This is a genomic window from Leptolyngbya sp. FACHB-671, assembly GCF_014695745.1.
Classification (GTDB): domain Bacteria; phylum Cyanobacteriota; class Cyanobacteriia; order Elainellales; family Elainellaceae; genus JAAUTN01.
On record NZ_JACJOV010000058.1, the window covers coordinates 1 to 23,241 of the forward strand.

The following is a 23,241-nucleotide window of genomic DNA, read 5'->3' on the forward strand; positions in this document are numbered from 1 at the left end:
ACGCAGAAAACCGACTCCTATCTCTGCCTAAGCGTTCAGCACTCTATCTCTCGAACCTGGCTCAGCACTGAAACACGAGCTGCGCTAATTTCTGATTAGTCTAAACTCCAGTTTTAAGTCATACTCAAGGATGTTAAAGCTGAAAAATGGCTCCTCATCCATAAGGTTAGTTGCTCGGAGATCGGTAAAGAACCGATACTCGATTCCGTTACTTACAACAGCAACTTTTGTTGCAATTAATCCATTGAAGTAACGCCTTAGTTGACCATCATAAGCTTCAGCTTTTTGACCACGCGCTTTTGCTTCAACGAGCATAACAATCGTGTCATTAATTGCTATGGCGTAATCTACCTTTTCAAATTGCCCAGCTTTTTTTATGGCAAAATCTGCTACGTATTCAGGTCTAACTTCAGAAGGATCGTAGCAGTCGTAGCCAAGAGTATTGATGAAAGGCACGATAAGTGCCATTTTTGTGGCTTCTTCTCCAACAACTTGATCAGCTCGCTTGCGAACTTGATCAGAAAGTTTAGCGATTTCCTCAGTAAAACCCATTTTGCTTTGCCAACCTTTAGGGGAATTTATCTAATCAACAATACTGACTAGACTCAAAGTTCCCGCAAAGTTTACAAAGATCACCGCAGATTTTGAGGGCTTCTATAAAGCTTGCGTCAAGTTCATAACCTCTGAAAATAACTGTCTTCAATTCTTGCGTTGATACATGTTGTTTTTGTAAGCAGTTTGGCTAACTGAAAAATCTTCTACAAGATCTCATTGCGGCTCGCGGCTCCTAATTGATTGCTTTCCAAACGGCTCAGTTCTCCTGGGGTGAGCGTGGGAGGGATTGTGGATTGTGCACCCCATTGAGTAGTCAGGTTTTGCAGCAGAACGTCTTGCTGATTGCGGAGTTCGTCGAGATTCCAGCCTCGGTTGATGATGGCAAACCAGACTAAGCCGCGATCGCGAGTTGAGATTGCCCCTGCCAACGAGCTAACGTCTGCTAGCGTGCCTGTTTTGACTGCCGAAGAAATGGGAATGCGGCGACCTGCCAGGGTGCCGCGATCGCGCCCAATCACCGGAAACAAGTCCGCTACATTCAGGCTTTTGGGCTGCAAGTTGCGCTGAATCGCTGTCAGCATCGCAACAACTGCCCGTGGAGAAATCCGATTTTCAACGCCCAGCCCAGAGCCGTTGATGAGCTGAATTTCTTCAATTGGCACATTTGCGGTGTCGGCACAGAGTTGCGCTACTTTCTCAGCCCCACCCAAAGAGTTTGCCAACATTTCAGACATAACGTTGTTGCTGTAAATGTTCATTGCCTTGAGGATCTGAGACAGTGGCAATGAGCTGTGCCGAATGAGGGGTTGCGGACTGCGGCTGTTAACCTGTTCCAACGGGGCAGCTTGCACTGAGCCTGCAACAGCGACTTGAGGGCGAGGAGTGTTAGACGGCAGCATTCGATATTGATTTTCGACCTCGCCAGACCAGAGTGTAGAATTGATGCCTTGCCGCAAAAAGTTTCCGGCCGTCACGGGATCGGTTTCGTAGTTCATGGCAAAATTGCCCGTGATCACCAGATTTCCGGAAATGCGGTTGATACCTGCTTGATTTAAAGCATTGCCGAGGGCGATCGCTTCTTCCCACACAAACAGCGGATCGCCGCTACCTTGTACGATCAAATCCCCCTGCAAAGTTCCTGCTTCAACTGGTCCCGTGGTGCTAACCAGCGTTTCAAACTGATGATCGGGTTCCCAGGTTAAAAGCGCCGCGAGAGTTGTTGCAATCTTCGTCAGCGAGGCAGCAGGTAGGGGAACGTTTCCCTGATTTTCTGCCAGAACTTGGTTTCCTTCCTGAATCCATACTCCCTGCTCCGTCGCGGGTAAATCCTGCTGAGTCAGTTGAGCAAGATGCTGCTGTACGACAGACTCAGCTCTTGGATCTAGTGCAAATTCAGGTTGAAGTAAAACCTGCACCTGGATCGCATCTAACCAGGTTGACCAATTAGCTGACTTGAGAGTCTGAATTTCAGCCGTATTCAGCCACGTTGAGAAAAAGTTTGAGATCAACAGCTCTAGCACGCGTCGTCTTCCTTCAAGGACTTGGAGTAAACCCGATAAAATGGGAATGGACTTAACTTCTGAGGCGTTTGTTCCAGTTTTGATTAGCTTTAGTTTTTACTATCAGCCAGACCTAATCTATGGCTAGACCTGACCAAAATCAAGTATTGCGGCAGTTGCCCATTGTGGTAGGTGTTTTGGCAGGTACGCTACTGATGATCAATCGCCTGCTGACCCCGGCTCCGAGTGGTTTTCAGGCGCGATCGGATGCGTTGGGGATCATCGTTAGTGCCCTACTGATTCTAACGGGCTTGCTGTGGCAACAGGTGCAGCCGCGATCGCCCGAAGCCGTTGAGCTAATTGGCGAAGAAGGCTTTGAGTTAGCGCCAGATTTGCCAGATCCCGTCAAAACAGAATTAGCCTGGGCTTCGCACCTGCTGTTGACCAATACCGTGACGCGATCGCTCGTGGTCTATTATCAGGGGCGAGTGCTGCTGCGACGTGGTATCTTGGCTCCCAACTCAGCGGTTAAGCCAGGAGACATCCTGAAGCGAGTATTGGAAAAACAAAAGCCTGTATACCTGGTGAACCTCAAAATCTATCCGGGGCGAGTCGAATTTGACTATTTGCCAGAGAATACTCAAGGAGTGATTTGTCAGCCCATGGGCAGCGAAGGGGCGCTGATTTTGGCAGCTAATGCCCCCAGAAGCTACACGCAGCAAGACGAAACCTGGATCGCTGGAATCGCCGATAAGCTGGCAGATACTCTAAGCCGATCTCCGTTAGTATCCTCTGAAGCCTAGTAACTTCGTCATTCCTTCTTATCCAGACGCGATTGTGGAAGTTCAACCCGCTTGTAGGGGCGATTCGCGAATCGCCCTTACCCCAAACCCCCTAATTAAATTCTTGTCTGCATCGTTGCGCTCCTAACCAAAGTTCAACTCAATCAAACCCACAGTGAGGAGATATTGTTAATGGCAGTTCTGTACTGGTCGTTGGTCGCGCTAATGATTGTCGGTGTGATTGGGGCGGTGGTTCCTGGCATTCCTGGAACTAGCCTGATTGTAGTGGCGATCGCCATCTGGGGTTTCGCTCAAGGATTTACAGGGCTCTGGATTCCCATCGCCGTCGCGATTACAGTGCTGCTGCTCAGCATTGGCGTTGACCTGCTGGCAACCTACTGGGGCGCAAAAAAAGCAGGAGCGAGCAAGTGGGGACAAATTGGGGCGATCGTGGGCTTGTTCCTGGGCTTCTTTGGACTGCTTCCAGCGTTGCCGTTTGGCGGCCCACTGCTGGGAATTCTGATTGGTCCACTAGCCGGAGCCATCATCGGTGAATATCTCTATCGAAAAGACCTGAACCTGGCAGTCAAAGCCGGAGTTGGCATCGTCGTCGGCTCGCTGATTGGTAACTTGATTCAGGGCGTGCTGGCGATCGCTGTCGTCGTGGTCTTCCTTGTCTCAACCTGGCCACAAGTACAGGCATTTTGAAGCGATGCGGTTTGCAGAAATTTTTAGTTAGGCATCTCATCCAGCAAGTCTTGTAGTGCAGCTTTCATCTCCTCAACTGTAGTCGTAGCAGTGCCAAACTGCCGCACCACAATACTGGCTGCCAGGTTGCCCAAAACCGCTGCTTCCCAGGCAGACGCGCCGACTGTTAGAGCAATCGTGAGCGCTGCCGCCACTGTATCGCCTGCACCTGTAACATCAAATACTTCGGTGCGATTAAACGCGGGGATCACGGAATGGTTGCCATTGCGGTCAAACAGGCTCATTCCCTCCTCGCCTCTAGTAATTAGAACATGCTGTGCCTGAGTTAGCGCTAAGAGGTCACGTCCGGCTCGTTCGAGTGCTTCAGGAGAGGCGATTGCATATCCCACCGCGAGTTCTGCCTCCGGCAAGTTTGGCGTAAACAAAAAGGCTCCAGCGTAGCGATGCAACTCAGTTTGGGCATCTACCACAGTTTGAGTATGGGACAGAGCTGCCTCAATTACAGGTTGAGTTAGTCCGCCATCTCCATAATCGGAACAGACTACCGCCTGAGCATCCTTTGCCTGCTGTTGAATGTATTCTGCTAGCTGAAGTTGCAGGCTGAGATCGGGCAAGCTATCTGATTTGCGATCGATTCGCACGATCTGCTGGGTTACGGATTGGCGAGCATGACCAGAGATGCGAGTTTTGGTCACGGTGGGTCGATCCCGATCGACCAAAATTCCTTGCGTATCAATTCCTGCTGCTTCAAAAATTTGCCTTAGCGCATTTCCCTGGTCATCCTTCCCGACCAGCCCAACAGCCTTGACTTGCGCTCCTAGCTTCGCCAAATTGTAAACTGCGTTGGCTCCCCCACCCGGCACCTGCCGCGTCGTCTCATGCCGCAGGATCAGCACGGGAGCTTCCCGCGAAACTCGCTCAACTTGTCCTGTTAGAAACTCATCCAGGGTGAGATCGCCGACTACCAGGACTTGCGATCGCCCAAAATTCTCTAAAAGTTGCCAAAGCCGATCAGCCGCAGATCGGAGTTGAACAGTAAAGTCAGCTTCTAGGGTCATAGGCGGTTGTTAGAAATTGAGGGTTGGAGATTGGGGGTTAGCCTTCTTGGAGAAACGAGATAAATCGCGTCTTGTGGACTGATAGCGATCGTTCCATAATCTACAGGCGAATTAGGGGCGACGCATCCCCCCTAATTCCTAACCCCCAACCCCTAATCCCTAATTTCCTTGGGTTAGTGGTGCAAATAGCTCCTTAGGAATCACTCCGTGAATTCCTTTGACGATATCGACAACCTGAGAAACCTCAAAGTCGATTGCTGCACTGCCAAAGAGAAGCGCGTCTGGCTTAGTCAAGCCATATTCCTCATTGGTGATTCGTAGATACTCACGCACCGACTTTTTCATTGCCTCATCCAAGTCTTGGTCAAGACCAACTGCAATCCAGGCATCTTCGGTTTCACCGACTGGCGCTTCTAGCGTCATACCTTTATGAACAATGAGCTCAAAGGTAGGCGTGAGAGAGCATTCGATCGCTGTCAGCGCAACCTCTCCATTACCCTGAGCACAATGAGGATCGCCAGAATAAAATAGCGCTCCGGGCACTTGAACGGGTAAATAAAGGCTGCTGCCTACTCCTAAAAGCTTAATATCTACGTTGCCGCCGTATAAACCAGGCGGAACTGAATTGACTGCATCTTCAGGATCAGCCGGAACAACGCCCATCAGTCCCATGAATGGCTTCAGCGGAATGTTTAAGTTAGGCAGTCCATTCGTTGGCTTAAAGATGCCGATGTCATTCTCGCGGTCAATGGGAATGACTTTGGTGTAGATCGGTTCACCATTCTCAGGATATTCCCCTGGGAGAGAACCTCTGCCATGACGGTTAGAAATCACACCGTAGGGTACGCGGTAATCAATGTTGAGGGTCTTGATTTCCAGTACGTCTCCCGGTTCTGCCCCTTCTACATAGATGGGACCAGTGATCACGTGTGGGCCAGGGCCAGTTTTCTCGACCTCTGCCTTGATCTGCAACTGGTCAGGCAAAATATCTGATTCAGCAATACCACTACCTGTGAGAAATTCGATGGTGTCTCCCTGGTCAGCCAAAATGCCTTCGTGAGAAACAGTTTGCATAACCAAGCGATCGCCCGACTGCACTCGCAAAATCGGCTCACTGTCTGGCTTAAACAGTTCTCCCCAAATCACGTTTTCAGGAGTAGACAAGACCTCATAGGTCTGACCAGTTGCCGTTGCTGGAGAAGGAAACACGCCCCCTACAATTGCCCACAGAGAGAGAGCGATCGCCGCAGTCACACCTGCGGTCAATCTCAACCTGCGAAACCGGCGACTGCGTCCTCTAATTGTTTCAGTGACCAAGCTGATGCCTGAACGAATCTGATCTACAGGTCGCTCTAGCCGAAAACCTTGCTTTTTTCTCACCTTTATCTCCTAGTTCGCTCCTACACCCGTGCTTAAGGAGTTTCCTCAGGGCTAGAACCTACGTGATCAAGACGCAAAACCGGACAAAGGGAACAGTAGATGCTTTAGATTTCTTAGTTTTACGTATGAATACGCAAGGCCGAGCTTGGAAGCTCCTTAAATTCCGGTAGATGGCATTAGTGAACAGGTTTTCAGGAATGAATTTTGTAGCATATGCTACAAAATTCATTCCTGGTTATGCCAAAAGTAGTACTCTAATTCTGACTCTCACTCTAAAATGTATCCTTTAACACAACGCCTACCTACGACACAAGGGAGTCTAAATTTTACGAGATCCAAGAACTGCTTACTGATAGCGCTGGGTCGGTTGTGCGTATGCGAATTTTGCTTGTTGAAGATGATGCCAGGTTAGGCGAAGCGCTCTCCGAGGCGCTGACTGACCAACGCTATGTTGTAGATGTTGCTAAGGATGGGGAAAAAGGTTGGCAGCAGGTGACAACCTTGCCCTATGACCTGATTTTGCTGGACGTAACGTTGCCCAAGCTGGATGGCATGAGCCTCTGCCAACGTCTGCGAACTCAAGGCTATCACCAACCGCTGATGATGATCACCGCCCGTGACACTAGCGCTGACAAAATTGCTGGACTGGATGCGGGAGCCGACGACTATGTGGTAAAACCGTTTGACCTGCCAGAACTGTTGGCTCGAATTCGTGCCCTCCTGCGTCGCGGCAGTTCTGGTTCCTCTCCAGGAATGCAGTGGGGCAGTTTGCAGCTAAACCCCAGTACCTATGAGGTGCAGTATGGCGATCGCCCCCTCCGGCTCACCCCCAAAGAGTTCTCCATTTTAGAATTGCTCATCCGCAACGGTCGCCGCGTTCTCAGTCGGGCCGCGGTGATTGAGCACATCTGGTCTTTGCAGGAGCCACCCGAAGAAGACACGGTCAAGGCACATATCAAAAGTTTGCGCCAAAAGCTAAGAGTCTCTGGCGCGCCTGAAGACCTGATTGAGACGGTGCATGGCTTGGGATATCGGCTAAAGCAGATTTAGTCGATATCTATTCCTAAAAGTCCAGATGTCCGCTCAGGCGTTTCTCTAAAAGCGTGTATCGCTGCTGGTCTTTGACCTGCCGGACGGCAAGGGCGATCGCCTTTTGTGGTCCCACCAGAATTGCCAGTTTTTTAGCACGAGTCAGTCCGGTGTAAATCAGGTTGCGGCTCAGCATCAAGTAGTGCTGCATATAGAGCGGCAGAATCACCACCGGATACTCACTTCCCTGGCTTTTGTGAATGGTGACTGACCAGGCTAAAGTAATTTCGTTCAAGTCGGCGTAGTCATAACTCACGATCCTTTCTGCGAATTGCACGCTCACTTCTTGTTCTTCTGGATCGATCGCCGTAATCACTCCTAAATCTCCGTTGAATACTTCGCGATCGTAGTCATTCACTTTTTGGATGATGCGATCGCCCACCCTCAAAATCATTCCACCCCGCTCAATCTGTGCCTTTGTGGAACTGGGCGGATTAATTAAAGATTGCAGTACACCATTCAAGTTGCGCGTCCCGACTTCCCCGCGTGTCATCGGACATAACACCTGTACATCTCGCGCCACATCAAAGCCCAATTGCGGAATCAGATCGGTGATCAAATCATGGATTGCCTGAATTCCGGGCTGTGGCTCTGGTGCGCCTAACCACAAACAGTCCGATTCAGGCACATTAGACACAGGCTCCAGTTGAGGGAACTGACCCTGATTAATTCGGTGAGCATTACTCACGATCTGACTAGTTTGAGCCTGACGAAAAACTTGTGTCAGTCGCACCACCGGAATTTTTTCTGACGCAATCAAATCCTGCAAAACCGCACCCGGTCCGACGCTGGGCAACTGGTCAATGTCTCCCACGAGTAACAGTTGAGCATCTAGAGGAACGGCTTTGAATAGAGAATTTGCCAGAAACAAGTCCAGCATGGAAGCTTCATCCACAACAATCCCCTGCGCTGGAATCGGATATTCCTGATCGCGCTTAAACTTCATCGTTTTGGGGTCAAATTCCAATAAACGGTGAATCGTTTTGGCAGGTTGTCCGGTCATTTCACTTAGTCGTTGGGCTGCCCGTCCCGTGGGAGACGCAAGAGCGATCGCCTTTCCCATTGCCCTCCACAGCGCCACAATAGTGCGCGTCGTAAAGGTTTTGCCGCAGCCTGGTCCACCCGTAAGAATCAACACGCGCTGAGTAGCAGCCATTTCGACCGCATGGCGCTGCTGGTCTGAAAGCTGCAAACCCGTTTTTTCGGTGAAGCGATCGATCCAGCGCTGTACACGCGGCAGATCTACGGTGAGGGGTTGGTTGAGCAATTGTTGCGATCGCTCTGCCAGTTTCTTCTCCGCCCCAAAAAAAGGAGGAGCATAATAAACTCGTGTTTCTGTGTCGGGTATCTCTTCTTCAACCAGTTCTCCATCACTCACCATCAGTTGAATGATAGATGATACCTGTGTTGGTTCAGGTCGGTGATCGTCTATTTCCAGACGTTTCACCACTCGATTCACTAAATCATCTTTGGGTAAAAAACAGTGCCCTTCTTCAGAGGCTTCTGTTAACACATGAAGGGTGCCGCTGCGATAGCGAAACTCTGAATTAGGTGCAATTCCTAAGTTACGGGCGATCGCATCTGCCGTAACAAAGCCAATACCATATACATCCGTCGCCAGTTGGTAAGGATTGCCGGTTACCGTGGCGATCGACTCATCTCCATACTGCTTATAAATCTTCACCGCATACGTGGTCGAAACTCCGTGCCCTTGCAGAAACAGCATCACCTCTTTGATTGCCTTTTGCGTTTCCCAAGCCGCTTGAATTAACTTAACTCGCTTCTTGGCAATTCCCGGAACTTCTGCCAAGCGTTCTATCTGATGTTCAATCACCTCTAGAGTTTCTAGCCCAAAGTGCGCCACAATCCGCTTAGCTGTCACCGGACCTACCCCTTTAATTAAGCCACTGCCCAAATACTTTTCAAGTCCTGTGAGCGTCGCAGGTTTGGTTTCTCGATACTGAACAACTTGAAACTGTTGCCCATACTTAGGATGTTCTCGCCAGGTGCCCTGAAGCTGTAAAGTCTGTCCTGCCTGAATATTGGCAAAATTGCCAACGATCGTCACTAACTCACTGGTGCGAGGCGCTTTCAGCCGCGCTATTGTATAGCCCGATTCCTGAGAATGGTAGGTCAACCGCTCCACCACCCCTTGCAGTGGCTCAATCGGTGGCGCAGCCTGAGCATTCCCCTGAGACTGATTGGGGGGCTTCTCCGCAGCAGTTTGATATCTTCCCGATGAGTTCGACACAGTAACTGTTGGCGCTGAATACTTCTAGTGTGCCAGCTAGACGCGGCATTGGGGTTGGCTGCTCGCCAAGTTAGGTAAGTTGCAGTCTGGGTAACCTAAGGGGGTTGGGACAAACTCCTCTCTGATTTGAAGGCAATGCAGCAAAAATACAGCGCGATCGCCAGCGTCATCAAGCTCGTCGGTCGGTTTGGCAGATTCGCTAAACCGTCGTTAGAAGGTGTTACCGTTTCACCGTCTGAACTTTCTTCAAATCCAGCGATCGCCCCCTATTCTGTTCCTGACAACGAGGAGGAAAGGCTAGATGTGCTGCGACGATATCAGATTCTTAATACTTTGCCTGAAGCAGAGTTTGACGATCTAACCGAGCTAGCAGCTTACATTTGCGGTAGCCCCATTTCCTTGCTCAGCCTTACTAGTGCCAATCAGCAGTGGTTTAAGTCCAGGGTTGGGTTAGATGCTACTAGCGCACCGAGAGAGTTTTCCTTCTGTTCCCACGCAATCCTCAACCCAGACGATTTGATGATCGTACCTAACACATTAGAGGATGAGCGATTTGTCGATAACCCACTTGTCACAGCCGACCCCAGCATTCGCTTTTATGCAGGGGCACCGCTGGTTACACCAGATGGCTTTCCCCTGGGAACGCTCTGCGTAATGGATCGGGTGCCGCGCAGCCTCACGCCAGAGCAGCAAAAGGCACTGCAAACCTTAAGCCGACAGGCGATCGCCCAGATGGAACTGCGGCTAACCGTAAAAAAACTAGAGCGGCAAATCGTTCGCTATCAGCAGGCAGAAGCAAAACTGCGGGCTTCAGATCAGCAAGTGGTGGATTTGTTGGAAGGGATGACCGACGGCTTTTTTGCGCTCGATCGCCAGGGCCGTTTTACCTTTGTCAATCGCAAAGCAGAGCAAATTTTGCAGCGATCGAGCGAAGGTCTGCTAGGCAAGGTAGTTTGGCAAGTGCTGCCCGAAATGGCGAATTCAACCTTTAAACGAGAATACACAAAAGCGGTTGACCAGCAAACCAGCGTCAGTTTTGAGGAATTTTCTCACCCCTTGGGACGCTGGATTGAAGTTCGAGCATTCCCCTCTTTTGGAGGAATTTCTGTCTTTATTCACGACATCACCGTTCGCAAAACGGTAGAGGAAGCGTTGCGCTACCAGCAGGAGCAGTCTGAACATTTGTTGCTAAACATTCTGCCCGAAGCGATCGCCGATCGACTCAAAATCGAAGAAGAAGCGATCGCGGACAGCTTTGATGAAACGACCATCTTGTTTGCTGATCTGGTTAATTTCACTCACATTTCTAGCCAGATTACTCCCCATGAACTGGTGTCTCTGTTAAACAAAATTTTCTCTGTGTTTGACCGACTCACCGAAAAATATGATTTAGAGAAAATTAAAACGATTGGAGATGCTTACCTGGTCGCCAGTGGCGTACCCGTTCCCCGCCGCGATCACGCAGAAGCCGCCGCTAATATCGCGTTAGAGATGCAGGAAGCCATTCAACAGTTCAGCACTTCTCAGGGCGATCGCCTCTCGCTTAGCATTGGCATCAATTCAGGCTCAGTTGTTGCTGGAATCATTGGCACCAAAAAGTTCTCCTATGACCTCTGGGGAGACACAGTAAACGTAGCCAGTCGAATGCAATCTCACGCCTCATCTGGCAGCATCCAGGTGACAGAAGCAACCTATGAACTGTTGCGCGATCGCTACCTGTTTGAGAAACGCGGCAAGATTGTGGTCAAAGGTAAAGGTGAGATGACGACTTATTTATTGGTTGGCAAAAAAGAGAGATAGCGTTTATCTCTATCATTGATTTGCGGCAACCTGAAACGCCTGATGAATCTCTGCTTCTTTCCATCCTTGCTCTGTCAGGGTAGCGAGAATTCGTTCATAAGGGTGTCCTAGTCGGACTGCCCGCCGGATATATTCGTCTAGCGCAATGCGTTCCTGGGGAGTTGTGTTTTGGGAAACGGTGCGGGCGACTACCCCGTGAGGGGAACTGCTTCGCATCGCCTGCTGACGAATGGATGCCTCAGTTCGCTCTGCTGCATTTCTGACTGCTCCGTCGCGGCTAGATATCCCTGTAGTGTTAGCAATTTCCTTCGCTAAAGTGAGTGCTGCCCATCCTGTCACAAGGGACAAAGGAATCCAGATAATTAAACCAATTCCAGCTGTACACACGACTGAAGCGGCTAGCAGCCAAAAGGCGTTGCTCAACCCGCCTGTGAATGCAGCAAGACAAAGAAAGACCAGGGGAAACCCGACGGCAAAAGATTTAAATGATCGGATAGGAGTGCTCATAATTTGTTGTCAATTGCAGTTTCCCAGTAGCGGATAAACGTAATCACTAAAGCCATGTAGCAGGGAATGGCAAAGGCAACCTCTACAGGCACATGGGTGAAAGGTGTGGTGAAACCAGTGAAGTTGGCGATCGCACTTTCACCATAGACTCGATAGCCGTTGATGATAAACCAGGACTCTAACGGCAGGGCGATCGCTCCTGTTACGAGTAGGGCAATTAGAAACCGTTGGGGAATGCTGTAGTGGATGAACAGTTTGTTCACAATATTCATTGCTAGCCAGATCACCAGAATCCAGGTTCCAGTCATGAGCAAGCTAATGTCGTGAAAGATGTAAGACCAATCGGGCAAATTCTGATTTCTTGCCATTGGTTCAATCATCACTTCAAACAAAAGAATGCCGACTAAAGCAATGACAAAACTTCTTAGCCATTTTCTTCGCTTAGTTGGAATTAAAAGCTGTTCATCAATTGCAAAACTCCAATACTTATAGAAACTAATCACTAAAGTTGTAAAAACTGGCGTGTAGTAAATCACCTCAATAATGGGCACATTCCAAACGAAAATGCCAATTACGGAATCCAATACCTCCGGGGCATAACCTCGAATTCCAATATTTACAACAACGATTTCAAGAATGCTAACTAGAACAGTCAGAATTGCTAAGTAAAGTGCAAACCGGTGCCATTCCTTCCAGCGAGGCAAAAAATGATCAACTAGCAGCACGACGGATAAAATCATTGCTGCCCAGCCAATTGTCAACACCCAACTCACGTCTCGATATACATACGCCCACCAACCCAGCTTATGGTTATGCCACATAGGAGCCGTAAAGACTTCGAAGATCAGCACACCGACGCTCAGGATTAGAAAGCGCTGTCCGACCTTGTCTTTGACTTTAGGAAGAATCAAAAATGCAGCAGCAACTCCACTAAAAACGAACAGTTCAAATAATAGAGTTAGCGGGGTTGGTCTTGCATCAAAACCGCAGGCTAGATGAGAAAGGAAGCTATTAGTCAATCCATTCATGCAAAGGAAATTTCTCCAGCTAGTTCTTTAAGGATGGGTTGGCGATCGCACAGCAATTCGATTCCACAAGATGGTGCGTTACAGCTTTGCCTAACACACCCTATCCATCATCCACTGATCAGCACTTACTGACAGCGCCACAATCATTACAGCTTCCATCGGAAACCGTCGTCATCTCGCGAAATGTTGAATCTTTTATTTTGCAGCCGCCCCATTTTGCCTGACAAAATTCCGGCAAAGTTGTCAGTCTTTCCCACACTTTCCATAGCGGCTCTTCTAACACATCGCCAAATTTGCTGTGGTTAAAGTCACAGGACATGATGTCGCCATAGGGAGAAGCATAAAAGTAACTGGTTCCACAGGAGCACCCGACACTTTTGTGACTAGTGAAGTGGGCATAAAAGGTGACGCCAGGGTAGTCTGAATTTTGGTTATACCGTTGTGCAGATTGAATCATGGCTTCAACCCAACCCTCGTTATCGACTAGATCTTCTCGATCTTTGTATCGTCCTGTGGGCAACGCATCAAACACTAAAACTTCGTGAATACCAATTTCTTTGCCCAATTCGACAATTTTTTTGAGCTCACCTTGCTCGTAAGTTTCAGGTGTCATGGTGGTCGAAATTCCGGTTGAGAAACCTAGCTTTTGAGCCAGTTTAATTCCTCGAATTGCCTGAGCGAACAGACCTTCCTTACATCGAAAATGATCGTGCTCTGCGGGATTTGCTGAATCAATACTGATGTAAATACTATCCAAACCTGCTGACTTTAATTCATGAATTCGCTCTTCTAAGAACCAACCATTTGTGAATAGAACGGTGGTAGAAAAGCCTTTATCTACAGATTGAATAATTTCTGGCAAATCCGATCGCATCAGGGGCTCACCCCCCACAAAGTTAATCACAGAAACGCCCAAATCTTGAGCATCTCGAATCAATTTTTGTGCCTGATTGAGTGTCAGGACTGCCCGACCTGGTTCTTCTACGGCTGTGAAAAAGCTGCAATGCTGACAGGCAGCGTTGCAGTCATCATTCACCGCAAAACTCATCATGTTGGGCAGATTCTTGTTTTAAATCGTGCGGTAGAGGGCACGAGCAATGAAATTAGCAGCGGGTTTGCTAAATAAAGCGGGAGTCGAGAGGGAATAAACCGGGTAGCCGTTGCGAAAATGGATGACTTTGTTGTGATTCAGGTAAATTCTATAGAGAACTTCGACGAAATCAATGCTGCAATTCATAGCTTTAGTGGCTAAAAACCATTTCAGCCGGAGGTTCGTTAGCAACGAATTCATAAGGTTTGGCTAGAAATCTAGAGTTTAGCCAGAGGCGATCGCTCCTCCCAACGATTTGAAATAAAACGTACAAATTCTCTAGGCTGTTCCTTGCATTCAATGACTTGTTATGTTGGACGACAGCTTCAATTGCTAACTTCCACTTTGATTTCAGGAGCTGACAACAAATCACGGTTGCGGCGGGTTCATTATTACCCAAATATTTCATCTTTAACCGAATGTTTGGCTCATCGCATTCAGGACTGGGTAGATAAGTTCGTAAAGAAACTATGTTCTCATAACCCATGCTAGCCGATTTCAAGATTGTCCCTATGTGGTTCCAGATGATCTTACCTTGTGCTAATGGATACATCTCCGTAAACTGAGGAGGTTGATCTAGAAAGCCTTTGATGCCAACCCCCATAACCCTTAACTCCAAAACTCGCTGGCAGATTCCTGCCGTACTTGCTGTAACAGTTTTTGTAAATTATTTAGACCGCAATAACCTGTCTTTAGCGATACCTCGTCTTGCTCAAGACTTTAATTGGAGCGATCGCGAAGTAGGCTCAAAGGGCGAGTTATTGTTGGCTGCTTTCTTTTTATCCTACGCTCTGTCCAACATGTTGCTGAGTCCTTTAGCAGAGCGATTTGGGGCAAAACGAAGTGTCATAGCAGCGATCGCAGCCTTCTCCCTCGTTACGATTTTGAGCGCACCGTTTGGATACTCTTTTACAGCTCTGATTGTCCTACGTTTGCTTTTGGGACTGGGAGAAGGGGTTCACATTCCGATGTTGAGTGCGATTATCAGTCAATGGTTTTCGTCGGGGGAGCGATCGCGTGCTAATGCAATTTGGGGAAGCGGCATTTTTCTGTCTACGGCGATCGCACCGCTGATTGTGGTGCCGTTGATTCAGGTTTGGGGTTGGCGTTCTACCTTTGCGGTTTTAGGCGTTGCTGGAATGCTGCTCTCGATTCCATTAGTTTACTTTCTAGTGCCGGATGAGCTGTTTTCAGTCCAATCTGATGTGGATACGACCGCTTACGATCAGCGTCAGCAAAGACCGTCGGTTCAATATCGTCGAGATCATCGATTCTGGCTTGCCGTTGTAGGAGGTAGCCTCAATGCCTTTTGTGCTTTTGGTGTATTGAACTGGTTGCCCACGTATTTTAATCGTGCAAAGGCGATCGATTTTGCACAACTGGGATGGCCGCTTGCTTTAATTTTTTCAGCCGGAATCGCTGGCATTGCGCTGATGGCTTATCTAGGCGACAAGTTGCAGCAAAGGACAAAACTTGCCGGAGTTGGTTTTCTGATAGCAGGTGGGATGGTTTATATTGCTTCCACTACCAATAGAGTAGAACTTTTGGTGCTGTTTTTTGCCGCCGCAGTGTTTTGTCAAAGTGCTTATGCGGCTCAAGAATACGCAATCATTCAACGCATCTTGCCAGCCAATCAAGTGGGTGCAGGAACAGGACTTTATAACGGTTTATCTATGTTGTTGGGAGGGGTGGGTGGCTCTCTAATTCCAGGGTCAATCGTGGCAGCAACGGGTAGTTTTGATGTAGCCATTCTCAGCATTGTGGTAGGTGCATGGCTGGCATCAATTGTGATGTTTGTGCTATCACGAATGATTCGGTACTGATAGTGGCGTAATACATGAGCCGAGTGGAGTGACCTGTTCTGCTGCAACGCGATGTCTTGGAATTTTGGCCGTTACACCAAATCTGGCAAAGCGATTTGGCCTTCATGAGCACCGCTGTAAAGGTACGTTTTATACCCTCGAAGGAGAATCCGAAATCCTAATGATGTATATAAGTGTCTTGCTTCCTCTAACAGAGTATCAACCTGCGGCTGATTATTATCCTGTATGGACCTTCCTATCTGCCGCCAGAGTTCAATTGGTTCATCAATGTTTTGTAACACATAGGTGGGATGCCAATCTGATACTTCTTCAGTGCAATTCACTTCAATGAGCTTCAACGCTAACTGATAGTCCTGCGGCGCAATGTTCCATTTGAGTGACCGCCAGGTTGCTGTGCAACGGATTGAGGGGACGCCATTCTTCAACTGTGCATCAAGGCGTTTGCATTCTCCAGTTCGCCAAATCTCTGACAGTTCGCAACTTGTCCACCCTGTGAAATTGGTCGGTATAACGATGGAAGCTTCGGGTGGGTCGAGCGTGTCAGGAAGTCCTGTTTCCCCAGGGTGCATCCATCCCCAAGTCAAATCACTAGCAAAAATATGATTTTGCTTCAAACATTCTGATACGCGCGCCCATGCTGCACTCAGGTAATTTTCTGAGATGTTCCGCAAAATCGTCTCGAATGAATCGCCTAAGACAAATCCTGCCACATCCAATCTACGACCGCACCTTGGAACCTCTAAAGATTCAAGAGCTTCCCAATCTTCTTTGTGAAGTGCCCACATATCCATACGAAGCAATATAATCTATTTGTAAAATTGTGCGCGAAGAAAAGCCGACTTCCAGCAGAATGGTTTAGATGAGCGGCAGCAAAACCTTGAACTCAAAACTAGGGGTGTTGTGATGTCTACTGCATCACACATCACAATTGCTATCTTGCTCTATTCAACTGCCTCCATGGTTGGAGCCTATCACATACGCAATTTCGCTACCATTTCTGTCCGAGCAGAAACTTCTAACTTCCGAAACATACGCTTTAGAGCTTGTTTTACAGAACTCTGAGTGATCCACAACTCCGCACCAATTTCTGCATTGGTCAGCCCTTTTGCAACAAGATCAGCAATTTGAACTTCTCTAGGTGTAAGACACTTGACGGATGGATTTGTACCCCAGGGCTGTTTTCGCAGTTCAGCAAGACGTGCAGAAAGGTGAGTGCAAACGGCTCCCAAACTAGCCAGATCCAATTGACTAAATGCAGGCACATGACCAATACGAGCAAAGTTTACTGTACCAACTAACTGACCTTGCCCAACAATGGGACCCGTCATAATATGCTCATGATCATAGGTAGAACAGCATCTTTTGTACAACTCACTCTGTTTCCAGGCTCCCTTCGGCAGAACTAATTCTTCATGAGCCGGAGCATGGTACTGCAAAACGTACTGCAAAACTGGATCAACAGATTTACCAAACTTTTGATACTGTTCAACAAACGTATCTGAAACCCCTCTTGCATCAACACTGGCTAAGCCGTTATTTTCATCTAGAAGATAAATCCCCCAGCGTTGCACTCCAAAATATTCGCTGATACTATCCATCACCCTAAACCGCAGGACTTGTTCAGTTGGTGCAGTAGCGATCGCTTGAAACAAAGGGTAAAGAGAACGAGGCATAGGCTAAAAGTGTACCCACTTGAGGACTATTGGCGTTAGCAGACTTTCCCTACAATCGTTTCACAACCAGACGTTATTAAACAACTGAGGGCAATGTCTCAACTACAAATTGGCTTTCTCGTTTATCCGGGTGTAATTCAGCTTGACGTGATGGCAGCTTACCAAGTTTTAGCCTTTTCACCCAATACACAAGTGCATTTGGTCTGGAAAAATCTGACCCCTATCCTTAGCAACGAAGGTCTGACCCTGACGCCAACCGTAACACTTGCCGATTGTCCAACTCTGGATGTGATTTGCGTGCCAGGTGGCGGTATGAGACAAATCGAGATCATAAAAGACGTTGAAATTTTGGACTTTCTGCAACAGCAGTCAAAATCTGCTCAATATGTGACGAGTGTATGCACAGGTTCAATGATCCTGGCAGCGACTGGTTTACTGCAAGGCTACAAAGCAACCTGCCATTGGGCATTTCGTGATCAGCTGGCAATGATGGGAGTTGAAGTTGTGCCTCAACGAGTTGTTGTTGACCGCGATCGCATCACAGGGGCTGGTGTTACATCAGGAATTGATTTTGGCTTAACGCTGCTGGGGCTGCTTTGTGGAGAGAAGGTTGCAAAGATGGCTCAATTGATGATGGAGTACACCCCTGAACCACCTTTTAACGCAGGCACACCTGAAACAGCGGGGGAAGAAATTGTGCAACCCTTGATGCAATTTGGCAAACCACTCCTTGATGCTTTCCTAGCCCAAACAAAAAAGACAGCGAGTCAACTCAACCTGAAAAGCTAATTTCTGATGTTGCTGGCTCAGCCGAAATTTCAAGGCTGCATCCCCACCGACCAACTTAGCAAGATCACGGGTCGGTTCATTAGACACAGCTACCGTATTACTACTTCCTTGTTTACTAGACCTCCTGCATGAATCACTTTTTGAAGCGTGAATGGTAGCGCGGCGGAGCCGCGCTACCATTCACGCAGGAAGTCTACTGTAGTAATAGTTCTTCGGAATGATGCAGAAACTATGAACTTAGCCGAATCTACTTTAGTAAAGTGAGATAAGTTTGCATGACGACAGCCTTGATTACTGGAGCCTCTGCTGGCATTGGTGCAGCATTTGCCCAACAATTAGCAGCACGTCAAACCGATCTTGTGCTGGTCGCTCGTTCCCAGGACAAGTTACAGGAACTTGCCAATTCCCTCAAACATCAACATCAAATCCAAGTAGACATTATTGTTCAGGATTTGACAGCACCAGACGCGACAGAAACTATCTTTCAAACTGTGCAACAACTTGGACGATCGATTGACCTATTGGTCAACAATGCTGGGATTGGAGATTACGGTGATTTTGCTGAAAGCGATCGCGACCTGCAGCTGAAAATGGTGCAGCTTAATATTGCGACAATTGTGGATTTGAGCCATCGCTTCTTGATTGGAATGCGGCAGCGTCGAACGGGAGGGATAATCAATTTGTCTTCGGTGGCTGCGTTTCAGTCTATGCCCTATTTCTCGATCTACGCGGCAACAAAAGCATTTATTCTCAGCTTTAGCGAAGCGTTGTGGGCGGAAAATCGCAGCTACGGAGTGCATGTGCTAGCTGTTTGCCCAGGACCGGCGGGCATTAAGTTCTTCAAAGAAGCGGGATTTCCATCGTTCCTGGTTAACGTAGCTGAAAAAATCGATATGCCAGTTGAGACTGTTGTACGAGATGCCCTAAAAGCATTTGAAAAACGAGAGCCGATCGTGATTCCTGGCAGTCTGGTTAATCCCATTCTGGCTACGCTGCCTCGGTTTTTGCCGCGAAAGTGGGTTTCTAGCTTCTGGAAGTTGATATTAGGAAATAATTTTGGCAAAGGATAATACCCCACTTCCCATCGCTAGTTTGATAGAACGAACTAATTCTGATAGAGCAAACAAAACAGCAAACGTTTGAGGGTGAGATTGAAGAAGAATGAGCAAGAACGCTGACATTTCTACTGCGATTAACCTCAGTTGACAAAGACTGGAACAAGCAAGTCCGGTCTAACGTTTGAGTTCAACGGCGGACAGAAGCGTATCTTTTTGGCTGTCCGCTGCTACGAAGAGTTAGAAATCGCGGGCATAATGGAGTCCAAGTTCAGCTGCCCTCATAATGGACACGAGACCAAACCAGACCAATGTGCCAGCAAGTAATTTCATCGTTAGGCGGTAGCCGCGACTCTCCAAGGACGGGAAGAAGCGGACGGCAAGAACGGCAACAGCAACCTTGGAAGCTATCAGGGTTCCAATAGCGGTTACGACGAAGACAATGCTCTCGGCGGTAGAGCCACGAATGATGTAGTTCCCGCCAACCGTGAACCAAAAGAGATAGGGACCTGGGTTAAGAAGGTTTACCTTCACTGCTGTCGCGAGGGAGCTTTGTGATTCGAGCTTTCCGGTTAACGAAATGTTGTTGACGCGAAACATCCTTGCGGATAGCCAAAGCAGATAAGCTCCTCCAACCAAACTTAGAGCAGCGGCAAATAGTTCAATACTCTTGAATTGCGAGAGAAACCAAAGTGCAGCGATGATGATTGGGCCATCGGTAATCAATGGGGCAAGGCTTGCTCGGACTCCGGCGAAAAGCCCTCTCGATAAAGCTTGTTGAATTACAATTACACCGAGTGGTCCCGGTTTGAGACCCGCAGCTAATCCGAATGCCAGTGCGGAAAGGAAGAATTCGTTCATTGGTGCTTTCTAACGGTTCCGGTCAGCGGTTTCCAATACCTTTGCAACACCATGGGTGTTTCCAGTCTATCCGCTGCACCAGAATTGTTGCGCAGCAACCTACGAACCAAGACTTGTTTACTTCCCAGAAGATGCTTGCTGTGACCAATTTTCCTGTGCCTGTGACCAAATCTCCATTAAATGCTTCGAGAACAATTGAAGTCTTTCTGAATCATCCTGTACATTTGCATACTCTCCACTGCATTGTAAATAAAGAAAAATTTGTGTCTGAAACTGCTGAGAAATATTACGAGACTGCACCCACATTTTCTGTGTATTTGTTTGGCTCAACAACGTTGTTGAAAGTGTTGCTAAACCACTTACAACGGGGACAATCCAATCCAACTGTACAAGCACTCTGCTAGCAGACAAAGCTGAGAGAATGGTTGTGCAGACAGCTAGCGTAATACTAGTAACTTGAAGCTGCTTATATCGAGCTTTGTGACGGTCAGCACGTTTAGCAAAATCTTTGCTAAGGTGATCGCACTGATGAAGAGCTTGCTGTTTCCTCTCCTCTAACGATGCAGCGGGGGTCAGCGGGTTATATCTCTCCATAGGCTGCCTCACTTTATGGCTTCACATAACAACAGATATAGCATTGATGTTGAATGAGAACTTCTTTGACAGACTTTTGCTACTAACAAGCAGTCTCTAGGTACAACCTCATAGACAAATTCTGCTGTACGACAATTTATTGTACTGAAATTTTCCGTATAACCCCTACCCCAGGCTATTATTCTCGAAACTCTCTGGATGAAGTGCTTTTCGAGTGCATTACCTGGAAAGTTTCCTTCTCAGAGGATGTCTGAGAAGGAGAAAAGCTCTCGAAACGATAACCTGTCAATAGCAAATCAAGACAGCATTTCGAGAGCTATGAGTACATCGTATCCGAGCAACCTGACTCAAGCACAATGGGAACTACTGATAGGCTTGATTCCCGCTGCCAAACCCGGTGGTCGTCCTTGCAGAGTCGATATGCAAGCAGTCGTCAACGCGATTCTGTACATTCTTTGTGCCGGGTGTGCTTGGCGAATGTTACCTTCTGACTTCCCCTGCTGGAAAACGGTCTATCACTACTTCCGGGTATAGCGAGTCAATGGAACTTAGGAACGCATCAACCACAAACTGTATTAGTGGGTGCGAGTAAGCTTTGTCACCGATACATACCGCCCGATTGGTGAACCTGTGCTGCAAAAAGATGCTATCAAAGGCTTCGTTCCTGTTCCACAGCGATGGAAAGTAGAACGCACCTTTGGCTGGTTCAACCGGTATCGTCGCCTCCGTAAAGACTACGAAGTCCTTCCACAAACTTCAGAAGCTTTTATCTATGTTGCTAATATTCGCATCATGCTTCATCGCTTAGCCTAGTACACTTCTCAGGCATCCTCTAAGCTGGCTCGTAATTTACCCCATGATGTAATTGTCCAAAACACTCGCGCCCTTGCTCGAACGGCAAAAGAAGCTGGGGTGCCCCTGATTTTAACCAGCAGTATGGAAACACAGTTTCAAGGGTTACTGCTAGATGATTTGCAGACGATCGCGCCAGAGGTATACGAGCAGAGAGTGAGACGTCCTGGTATGGTGGATTGCTGGGAGTACGAAGATTACAAGCAAGCAATGGAGACAAGGGGTAGGAAAAAGCTGATTATGGCAGGGCTAACCAATGATGTTTGCATTGTCTACCCGGCAATTAGTGCGGTGGAAGATGGGTACGGAGTTCAGGTGGTCGTCGGATGTTGGTGGATCGGCAACAACGCTGGCAGATGAAACAGCACTGCGGATAATGGAAAGGCATGGAGTGATGCTCACTTCAACCAATCAGGTGATGGCAGAGTTAGCGGTTTCATGGTCGTATGATTTTGGAAAAATAATCCAAACCATTATGTACGAAGAAATTCTAGCCAAATTGATTAACAAGTAGTTGCGATGCGAAGCAGTTCCCCCTGCGGGATAATCGCCCATAAACATAGAAGTACCATCAGGAATACCCTACGATGAGCAAAACAATCGACCTGTTCACACCTTTTGAATTGGGCTCTTTGACACTACCTAATCGAGTGGTGATGGCTCCCATGACTCGTAGCCGCGCGGGTCAGGGGGAAAAGAAAATCCCTACGGCTCTGAACGCAGAGTACTATGCTCAACGGGCATCGGCAGGTTTGATCGTTACTGAAGCGACCCAAGTCTCGCCGCTCAGCACGGCTTATGCCAACACACCAGGTATTTTTACCGCTGAGCAAACAGCCGGATGGAAACTCGTGAGCGATGCTGTCCATCAGCAGGGTGGGCGAATTTTTTTGCAACTCTGGCATGCTGGACGGGTTGCTCATCCACTCTTGCATCCAGAAGGAGCCACACCGATTGGTCCCAGCGCGATCGCCGCTCAGGGACAAACCTTCACGCCTCAAGGAATGCAGCCTTACGTAACACCCAAGGCGTTAGAACTTGATGAAATTTCAGAAATTATTCATCAATTTCAGCAGGGTGCGGAAAACGCTTTAGCCGCAGGGTTTGATGGCGTGGAACTGCATGGAGCGTTTGGCTACCTCATCGACCAGTTTTTGCAGGATAATGCCAACCAGAGGAGCGATCGCTACGGCGGTTCGTTAGAAAATCGCACTCGCTTTCTGCTGGAAGTTACGGAAGCGGTTACTCAGGTCTGGGGTGCAAAACGAGTAGGCATCAAACTCTCTCCCAGCAACACCTACAACGGTATGGCAGACTCCAATGCGATTGAAACCTTCAGCTACGCGATTGATGCTCTCAATGCCTTTGACCTTGCCTATGTGCATTTGATGGAAGCCAGCGAAGCCGATTTGCGTCACGGTGGACAGAAAATTCCCACGAGCCTGTTCCGACCGCTTTATAAAGGTACGCTCATGGTCAATTGTGGCTACACCAAAGCAACTGCGATCGCCGCATTGGCAGAAAACAATGCTGATTTGGTTTCGTTTGGTAATTTGTTTCTTGCCAATCCAGATTTACCAGAGCGATTTCGTCTTGACGCGCCTCTCAACGCACCTGATTCTGCCACGTTTTATGCGCCTCCCTGCAATGATTCAATTGAAAACTGCGGCTTTGAGAAGGGTTACACCGATTACCCATTCCTTCAATCAGCCAACACTAGAACATAGCCATTAATTTCTATCTCATCTCTCAAAAATTGAGCGGTTGGGAGAAATGGAATGGGAGCGATCGCCTGAATGCACAGGCTAACGGTTCGGGTCAGCGGTTGCAGGGATCTTTGCATCTCA

23 protein-coding genes and 2 pseudogenes are annotated in these 23,241 nt (G+C 48.1%); 11 read left to right on the top strand and 14 right to left on the bottom strand.

Annotated features, from left to right (window positions below):
* Nucleotides 1–84: 84 nt before the first annotated feature.
* Together H6F93_RS05905 and H6F93_RS05910 are read right to left on the bottom strand one after the other, a co-directional pair.
* Complete coding sequence (locus H6F93_RS05905) at nucleotides 85–552, bottom strand: type I restriction endonuclease (protein ID WP_199313511.1); 468 nt, start codon at nucleotides 550–552, stop codon at nucleotides 85–87.
* A gap of 206 nt (nucleotides 553–758) precedes the next feature.
* Nucleotides 759–2,075: a D-alanyl-D-alanine carboxypeptidase gene (locus tag H6F93_RS05910; RefSeq protein WP_190679693.1), complete on the bottom strand. Its 1,317-nt coding sequence runs from the start codon at nucleotides 2,073–2,075 to the stop codon at nucleotides 759–761.
* Nucleotides 2,076–2,194: 119 nt separating this feature from the next.
* On the opposite strand from H6F93_RS05910, the gene H6F93_RS05915 reads away from it, so the two are divergent.
* On the top strand, nucleotides 2,195–2,857 hold the full coding sequence (locus H6F93_RS05915) for a cofactor assembly of complex C subunit B (RefSeq protein WP_190679694.1): 663 nt from the start codon (nucleotides 2,195–2,197) through the stop codon (nucleotides 2,855–2,857).
* Between the two features lie 171 nt (nucleotides 2,858–3,028).
* Nucleotides 3,029–3,544 (top strand): DUF456 domain-containing protein, encoded by a 516-nt coding sequence (locus H6F93_RS05920; protein WP_190642539.1) that lies wholly within the window; start codon nucleotides 3,029–3,031, stop codon nucleotides 3,542–3,544.
* Between the two features lie 23 nt (nucleotides 3,545–3,567).
* Here H6F93_RS05920 and H6F93_RS05925 read toward each other — a convergent pair whose 3' ends face one another.
* Together H6F93_RS05925 and H6F93_RS05930 are read right to left on the bottom strand one after the other, a co-directional pair.
* Nucleotides 3,568–4,602, bottom strand: coding sequence for a bifunctional heptose 7-phosphate kinase/heptose 1-phosphate adenyltransferase (locus H6F93_RS05925; protein WP_190679695.1), 1,035 nt, complete (start codon nucleotides 4,600–4,602; stop codon nucleotides 3,568–3,570).
* Nucleotides 4,603–4,761: 159 nt separating this feature from the next.
* Nucleotides 4,762–5,982, bottom strand: a complete 1,221-nt coding sequence (locus H6F93_RS05930; protein ID WP_347277250.1) for an acetamidase/formamidase family protein — start codon at nucleotides 5,980–5,982, stop codon at nucleotides 4,762–4,764.
* Between the two features lie 375 nt (nucleotides 5,983–6,357).
* Here H6F93_RS05930 and H6F93_RS05935 point away from each other — a divergent pair, with 375 nt between their 5' ends.
* The gene (locus tag H6F93_RS05935) at nucleotides 6,358–7,032 is read left to right on the top strand and encodes a response regulator transcription factor (protein WP_190679696.1); all 675 of its coding nucleotides are present in this window, start codon (nucleotides 6,358–6,360) and stop codon (nucleotides 7,030–7,032) included.
* 13 nt (nucleotides 7,033–7,045) lie between these two features.
* On the opposite strand, the gene recD2 is transcribed toward H6F93_RS05935, so the two are convergent.
* Complete coding sequence (gene recD2 / locus H6F93_RS05940) at nucleotides 7,046–9,322, bottom strand: SF1B family DNA helicase RecD2 (RefSeq protein ID WP_190679697.1); 2,277 nt, start codon at nucleotides 9,320–9,322, stop codon at nucleotides 7,046–7,048.
* 135 nt (nucleotides 9,323–9,457) lie between these two features.
* Between recD2 and H6F93_RS05945 the strand changes: the two genes are divergently transcribed.
* Nucleotides 9,458–11,122 carry an adenylate/guanylate cyclase domain-containing protein gene (locus H6F93_RS05945; protein ID WP_190679698.1) on the top strand — a complete coding sequence of 555 codons (1,665 nt, stop codon included), beginning with the start codon at nucleotides 9,458–9,460 and terminating at the stop codon, nucleotides 11,120–11,122.
* Between the two features lie 12 nt (nucleotides 11,123–11,134).
* Here the strand turns inward: H6F93_RS05945 and H6F93_RS05950 are convergent, their stop codons facing one another.
* The 4 genes from H6F93_RS05950 to H6F93_RS33290 all read right to left on the bottom strand — a co-directional run bounded on the left by H6F93_RS05950 (nucleotide 11,135) and on the right by H6F93_RS33290 (nucleotide 13,894).
* Nucleotides 11,135–11,629 (bottom strand): hypothetical protein, encoded by a 495-nt coding sequence (locus H6F93_RS05950; RefSeq protein ID WP_190679699.1) that lies wholly within the window; start codon nucleotides 11,627–11,629, stop codon nucleotides 11,135–11,137.
* Nucleotides 11,626–12,657 carry a hypothetical protein gene (locus tag H6F93_RS05955; RefSeq protein ID WP_190679700.1) on the bottom strand — a complete coding sequence of 344 codons (1,032 nt, stop codon included), beginning with the start codon at nucleotides 12,655–12,657 and terminating at the stop codon, nucleotides 11,626–11,628. The genes H6F93_RS05950 and H6F93_RS05955 overlap by 4 nt, the downstream gene beginning before the upstream one ends.
* 118 nt (nucleotides 12,658–12,775) lie before the next feature.
* Nucleotides 12,776–13,708 carry a radical SAM/SPASM domain-containing protein gene (locus H6F93_RS05960; RefSeq protein ID WP_199313512.1) on the bottom strand — a complete coding sequence of 311 codons (933 nt, stop codon included), beginning with the start codon at nucleotides 13,706–13,708 and terminating at the stop codon, nucleotides 12,776–12,778.
* An 18-nt stretch (nucleotides 13,709–13,726) separates the two neighbouring features.
* Complete coding sequence (locus H6F93_RS33290; protein ID WP_199313513.1) at nucleotides 13,727–13,894, bottom strand: hypothetical protein; 168 nt, start codon at nucleotides 13,892–13,894, stop codon at nucleotides 13,727–13,729.
* A gap of 443 nt (nucleotides 13,895–14,337) precedes the next feature.
* On the opposite strand from H6F93_RS33290, the gene H6F93_RS05965 reads away from it, so the two are divergent.
* Nucleotides 14,338–15,570, top strand: coding sequence for an MFS transporter (locus H6F93_RS05965; protein ID WP_190679701.1), 1,233 nt, complete (start codon nucleotides 14,338–14,340; stop codon nucleotides 15,568–15,570).
* 71 nt (nucleotides 15,571–15,641) lie between these two features.
* Here H6F93_RS05965 and H6F93_RS05970 read toward each other — a convergent pair whose 3' ends face one another.
* Both H6F93_RS05970 and H6F93_RS05975 read right to left on the bottom strand, forming a co-directional pair.
* Nucleotides 15,642–16,280 carry a hypothetical protein gene (locus tag H6F93_RS05970; protein WP_190679702.1) on the bottom strand — a complete coding sequence of 213 codons (639 nt, stop codon included), beginning with the start codon at nucleotides 16,278–16,280 and terminating at the stop codon, nucleotides 15,642–15,644.
* A 261-nt stretch (nucleotides 16,281–16,541) separates the two neighbouring features.
* The gene (locus tag H6F93_RS05975) at nucleotides 16,542–17,243 is read right to left on the bottom strand and encodes a LuxR C-terminal-related transcriptional regulator (protein ID WP_190679703.1); all 702 of its coding nucleotides are present in this window, start codon (nucleotides 17,241–17,243) and stop codon (nucleotides 16,542–16,544) included.
* Between the two features lie 93 nt (nucleotides 17,244–17,336).
* Here H6F93_RS05975 and H6F93_RS05980 point away from each other — a divergent pair, with 93 nt between their 5' ends.
* Nucleotides 17,337–18,032 carry a DJ-1/PfpI family protein gene (locus tag H6F93_RS05980; protein ID WP_190679704.1) on the top strand — a complete coding sequence of 232 codons (696 nt, stop codon included), beginning with the start codon at nucleotides 17,337–17,339 and terminating at the stop codon, nucleotides 18,030–18,032.
* Nucleotides 18,033–18,307: 275 nt separating this feature from the next.
* The gene (locus H6F93_RS05985; protein WP_190679705.1) at nucleotides 18,308–19,102 is read left to right on the top strand and encodes an SDR family NAD(P)-dependent oxidoreductase; all 795 of its coding nucleotides are present in this window, start codon (nucleotides 18,308–18,310) and stop codon (nucleotides 19,100–19,102) included.
* 225 nt (nucleotides 19,103–19,327) lie between these two features.
* Here the strand turns inward: H6F93_RS05985 and H6F93_RS05990 are convergent, their stop codons facing one another.
* Entirely contained in the window at nucleotides 19,328–19,948 is a 621-nt protein-coding gene (locus H6F93_RS05990) for a LysE family translocator (RefSeq protein ID WP_190679706.1), read from the bottom strand.
* A 117-nt stretch (nucleotides 19,949–20,065) separates the two neighbouring features.
* The gene (locus H6F93_RS35675; RefSeq protein WP_190679707.1) at nucleotides 20,066–20,542 is read right to left on the bottom strand and encodes a DUF4231 domain-containing protein; all 477 of its coding nucleotides are present in this window, start codon (nucleotides 20,540–20,542) and stop codon (nucleotides 20,066–20,068) included.
* A 318-nt stretch (nucleotides 20,543–20,860) separates the two neighbouring features.
* Between H6F93_RS35675 and H6F93_RS35680 the strand changes: the two are divergent.
* From H6F93_RS35680 to H6F93_RS06010, 4 genes and pseudogenes are all read left to right on the top strand, one after another.
* Nucleotides 20,861–21,070 (top strand): annotated as a pseudogene (locus tag H6F93_RS35680) (transposase); the annotation flags it as partial.
* Between the two features lie 120 nt (nucleotides 21,071–21,190).
* Nucleotides 21,191–21,355: pseudogene (locus tag H6F93_RS35685) on the top strand (transposase); the annotation flags it as partial.
* A gap of 51 nt (nucleotides 21,356–21,406) precedes the next feature.
* Entirely contained in the window at nucleotides 21,407–21,754 is a 348-nt protein-coding gene (locus H6F93_RS06005; protein WP_524537907.1) for an isochorismatase family protein, read from the top strand.
* A gap of 227 nt (nucleotides 21,755–21,981) precedes the next feature.
* Nucleotides 21,982–23,121, top strand: coding sequence for an alkene reductase (locus H6F93_RS06010; protein WP_190641901.1), 1,140 nt, complete (start codon nucleotides 21,982–21,984; stop codon nucleotides 23,119–23,121).
* Here the strand turns inward: H6F93_RS06010 and H6F93_RS06015 are convergent.
* A complete protein-coding gene (locus tag H6F93_RS06015; RefSeq protein ID WP_190641902.1) occupies nucleotides 23,097–23,237 on the bottom strand; it encodes a hypothetical protein in 141 nt (46 codons plus the stop codon). The genes H6F93_RS06010 and H6F93_RS06015 overlap by 25 nt on opposite strands.
* Nucleotides 23,238–23,241: the final 4 nt, after the last annotated feature.

Coding starts and splice junctions, on each gene's coding strand:
- H6F93_RS05980 (WP_190679704.1), top strand. CDS start 17,337: ATGTCTCAACTACAAATTGGCTTTCTCGTTTATCCGGGTGTAATTCAG.
- H6F93_RS05945 (WP_190679698.1), top strand. CDS start 9,458: ATGCAGCAAAAATACAGCGCGATCGCCAGCGTCATCAAGCTCGTCGGT.
- H6F93_RS05950 (WP_190679699.1), bottom strand. CDS start 11,629: ATGAGCACTCCTATCCGATCATTTAAATCTTTTGCCGTCGGGTTTCCC.
- H6F93_RS05905 (WP_199313511.1), bottom strand. CDS start 552: ATGGGTTTTACTGAGGAAATCGCTAAACTTTCTGATCAAGTTCGCAAG.
- H6F93_RS05975 (WP_190679703.1), bottom strand. CDS start 17,243: ATGCCTCGTTCTCTTTACCCTTTGTTTCAAGCGATCGCTACTGCACCA.
- H6F93_RS05915 (WP_190679694.1), top strand. CDS start 2,195: ATGGCTAGACCTGACCAAAATCAAGTATTGCGGCAGTTGCCCATTGTG.
- H6F93_RS35675 (WP_190679707.1), bottom strand. CDS start 20,542: ATGGAGAGATATAACCCGCTGACCCCCGCTGCATCGTTAGAGGAGAGG.
- H6F93_RS33290 (WP_199313513.1), bottom strand. CDS start 13,894: ATGAATTGCAGCATTGATTTCGTCGAAGTTCTCTATAGAATTTACCTG.
- H6F93_RS05955 (WP_190679700.1), bottom strand. CDS start 12,657: ATGAATGGATTGACTAATAGCTTCCTTTCTCATCTAGCCTGCGGTTTT.
- H6F93_RS05935 (WP_190679696.1), top strand. CDS start 6,358: ATGCGAATTTTGCTTGTTGAAGATGATGCCAGGTTAGGCGAAGCGCTC.
- H6F93_RS06010 (WP_190641901.1), top strand. CDS start 21,982: ATGAGCAAAACAATCGACCTGTTCACACCTTTTGAATTGGGCTCTTTG.
- H6F93_RS05960 (WP_199313512.1), bottom strand. CDS start 13,708: ATGATGAGTTTTGCGGTGAATGATGACTGCAACGCTGCCTGTCAGCAT.
- H6F93_RS06015 (WP_190641902.1), bottom strand. CDS start 23,237: ATGCAAAGATCCCTGCAACCGCTGACCCGAACCGTTAGCCTGTGCATT.
- H6F93_RS05985 (WP_190679705.1), top strand. CDS start 18,308: ATGACGACAGCCTTGATTACTGGAGCCTCTGCTGGCATTGGTGCAGCA.
- H6F93_RS05965 (WP_190679701.1), top strand. CDS start 14,338: ATGCCAACCCCCATAACCCTTAACTCCAAAACTCGCTGGCAGATTCCT.
- H6F93_RS05920 (WP_190642539.1), top strand. CDS start 3,029: ATGGCAGTTCTGTACTGGTCGTTGGTCGCGCTAATGATTGTCGGTGTG.
- H6F93_RS05990 (WP_190679706.1), bottom strand. CDS start 19,948: ATGAACGAATTCTTCCTTTCCGCACTGGCATTCGGATTAGCTGCGGGT.
- H6F93_RS05925 (WP_190679695.1), bottom strand. CDS start 4,602: ATGACCCTAGAAGCTGACTTTACTGTTCAACTCCGATCTGCGGCTGAT.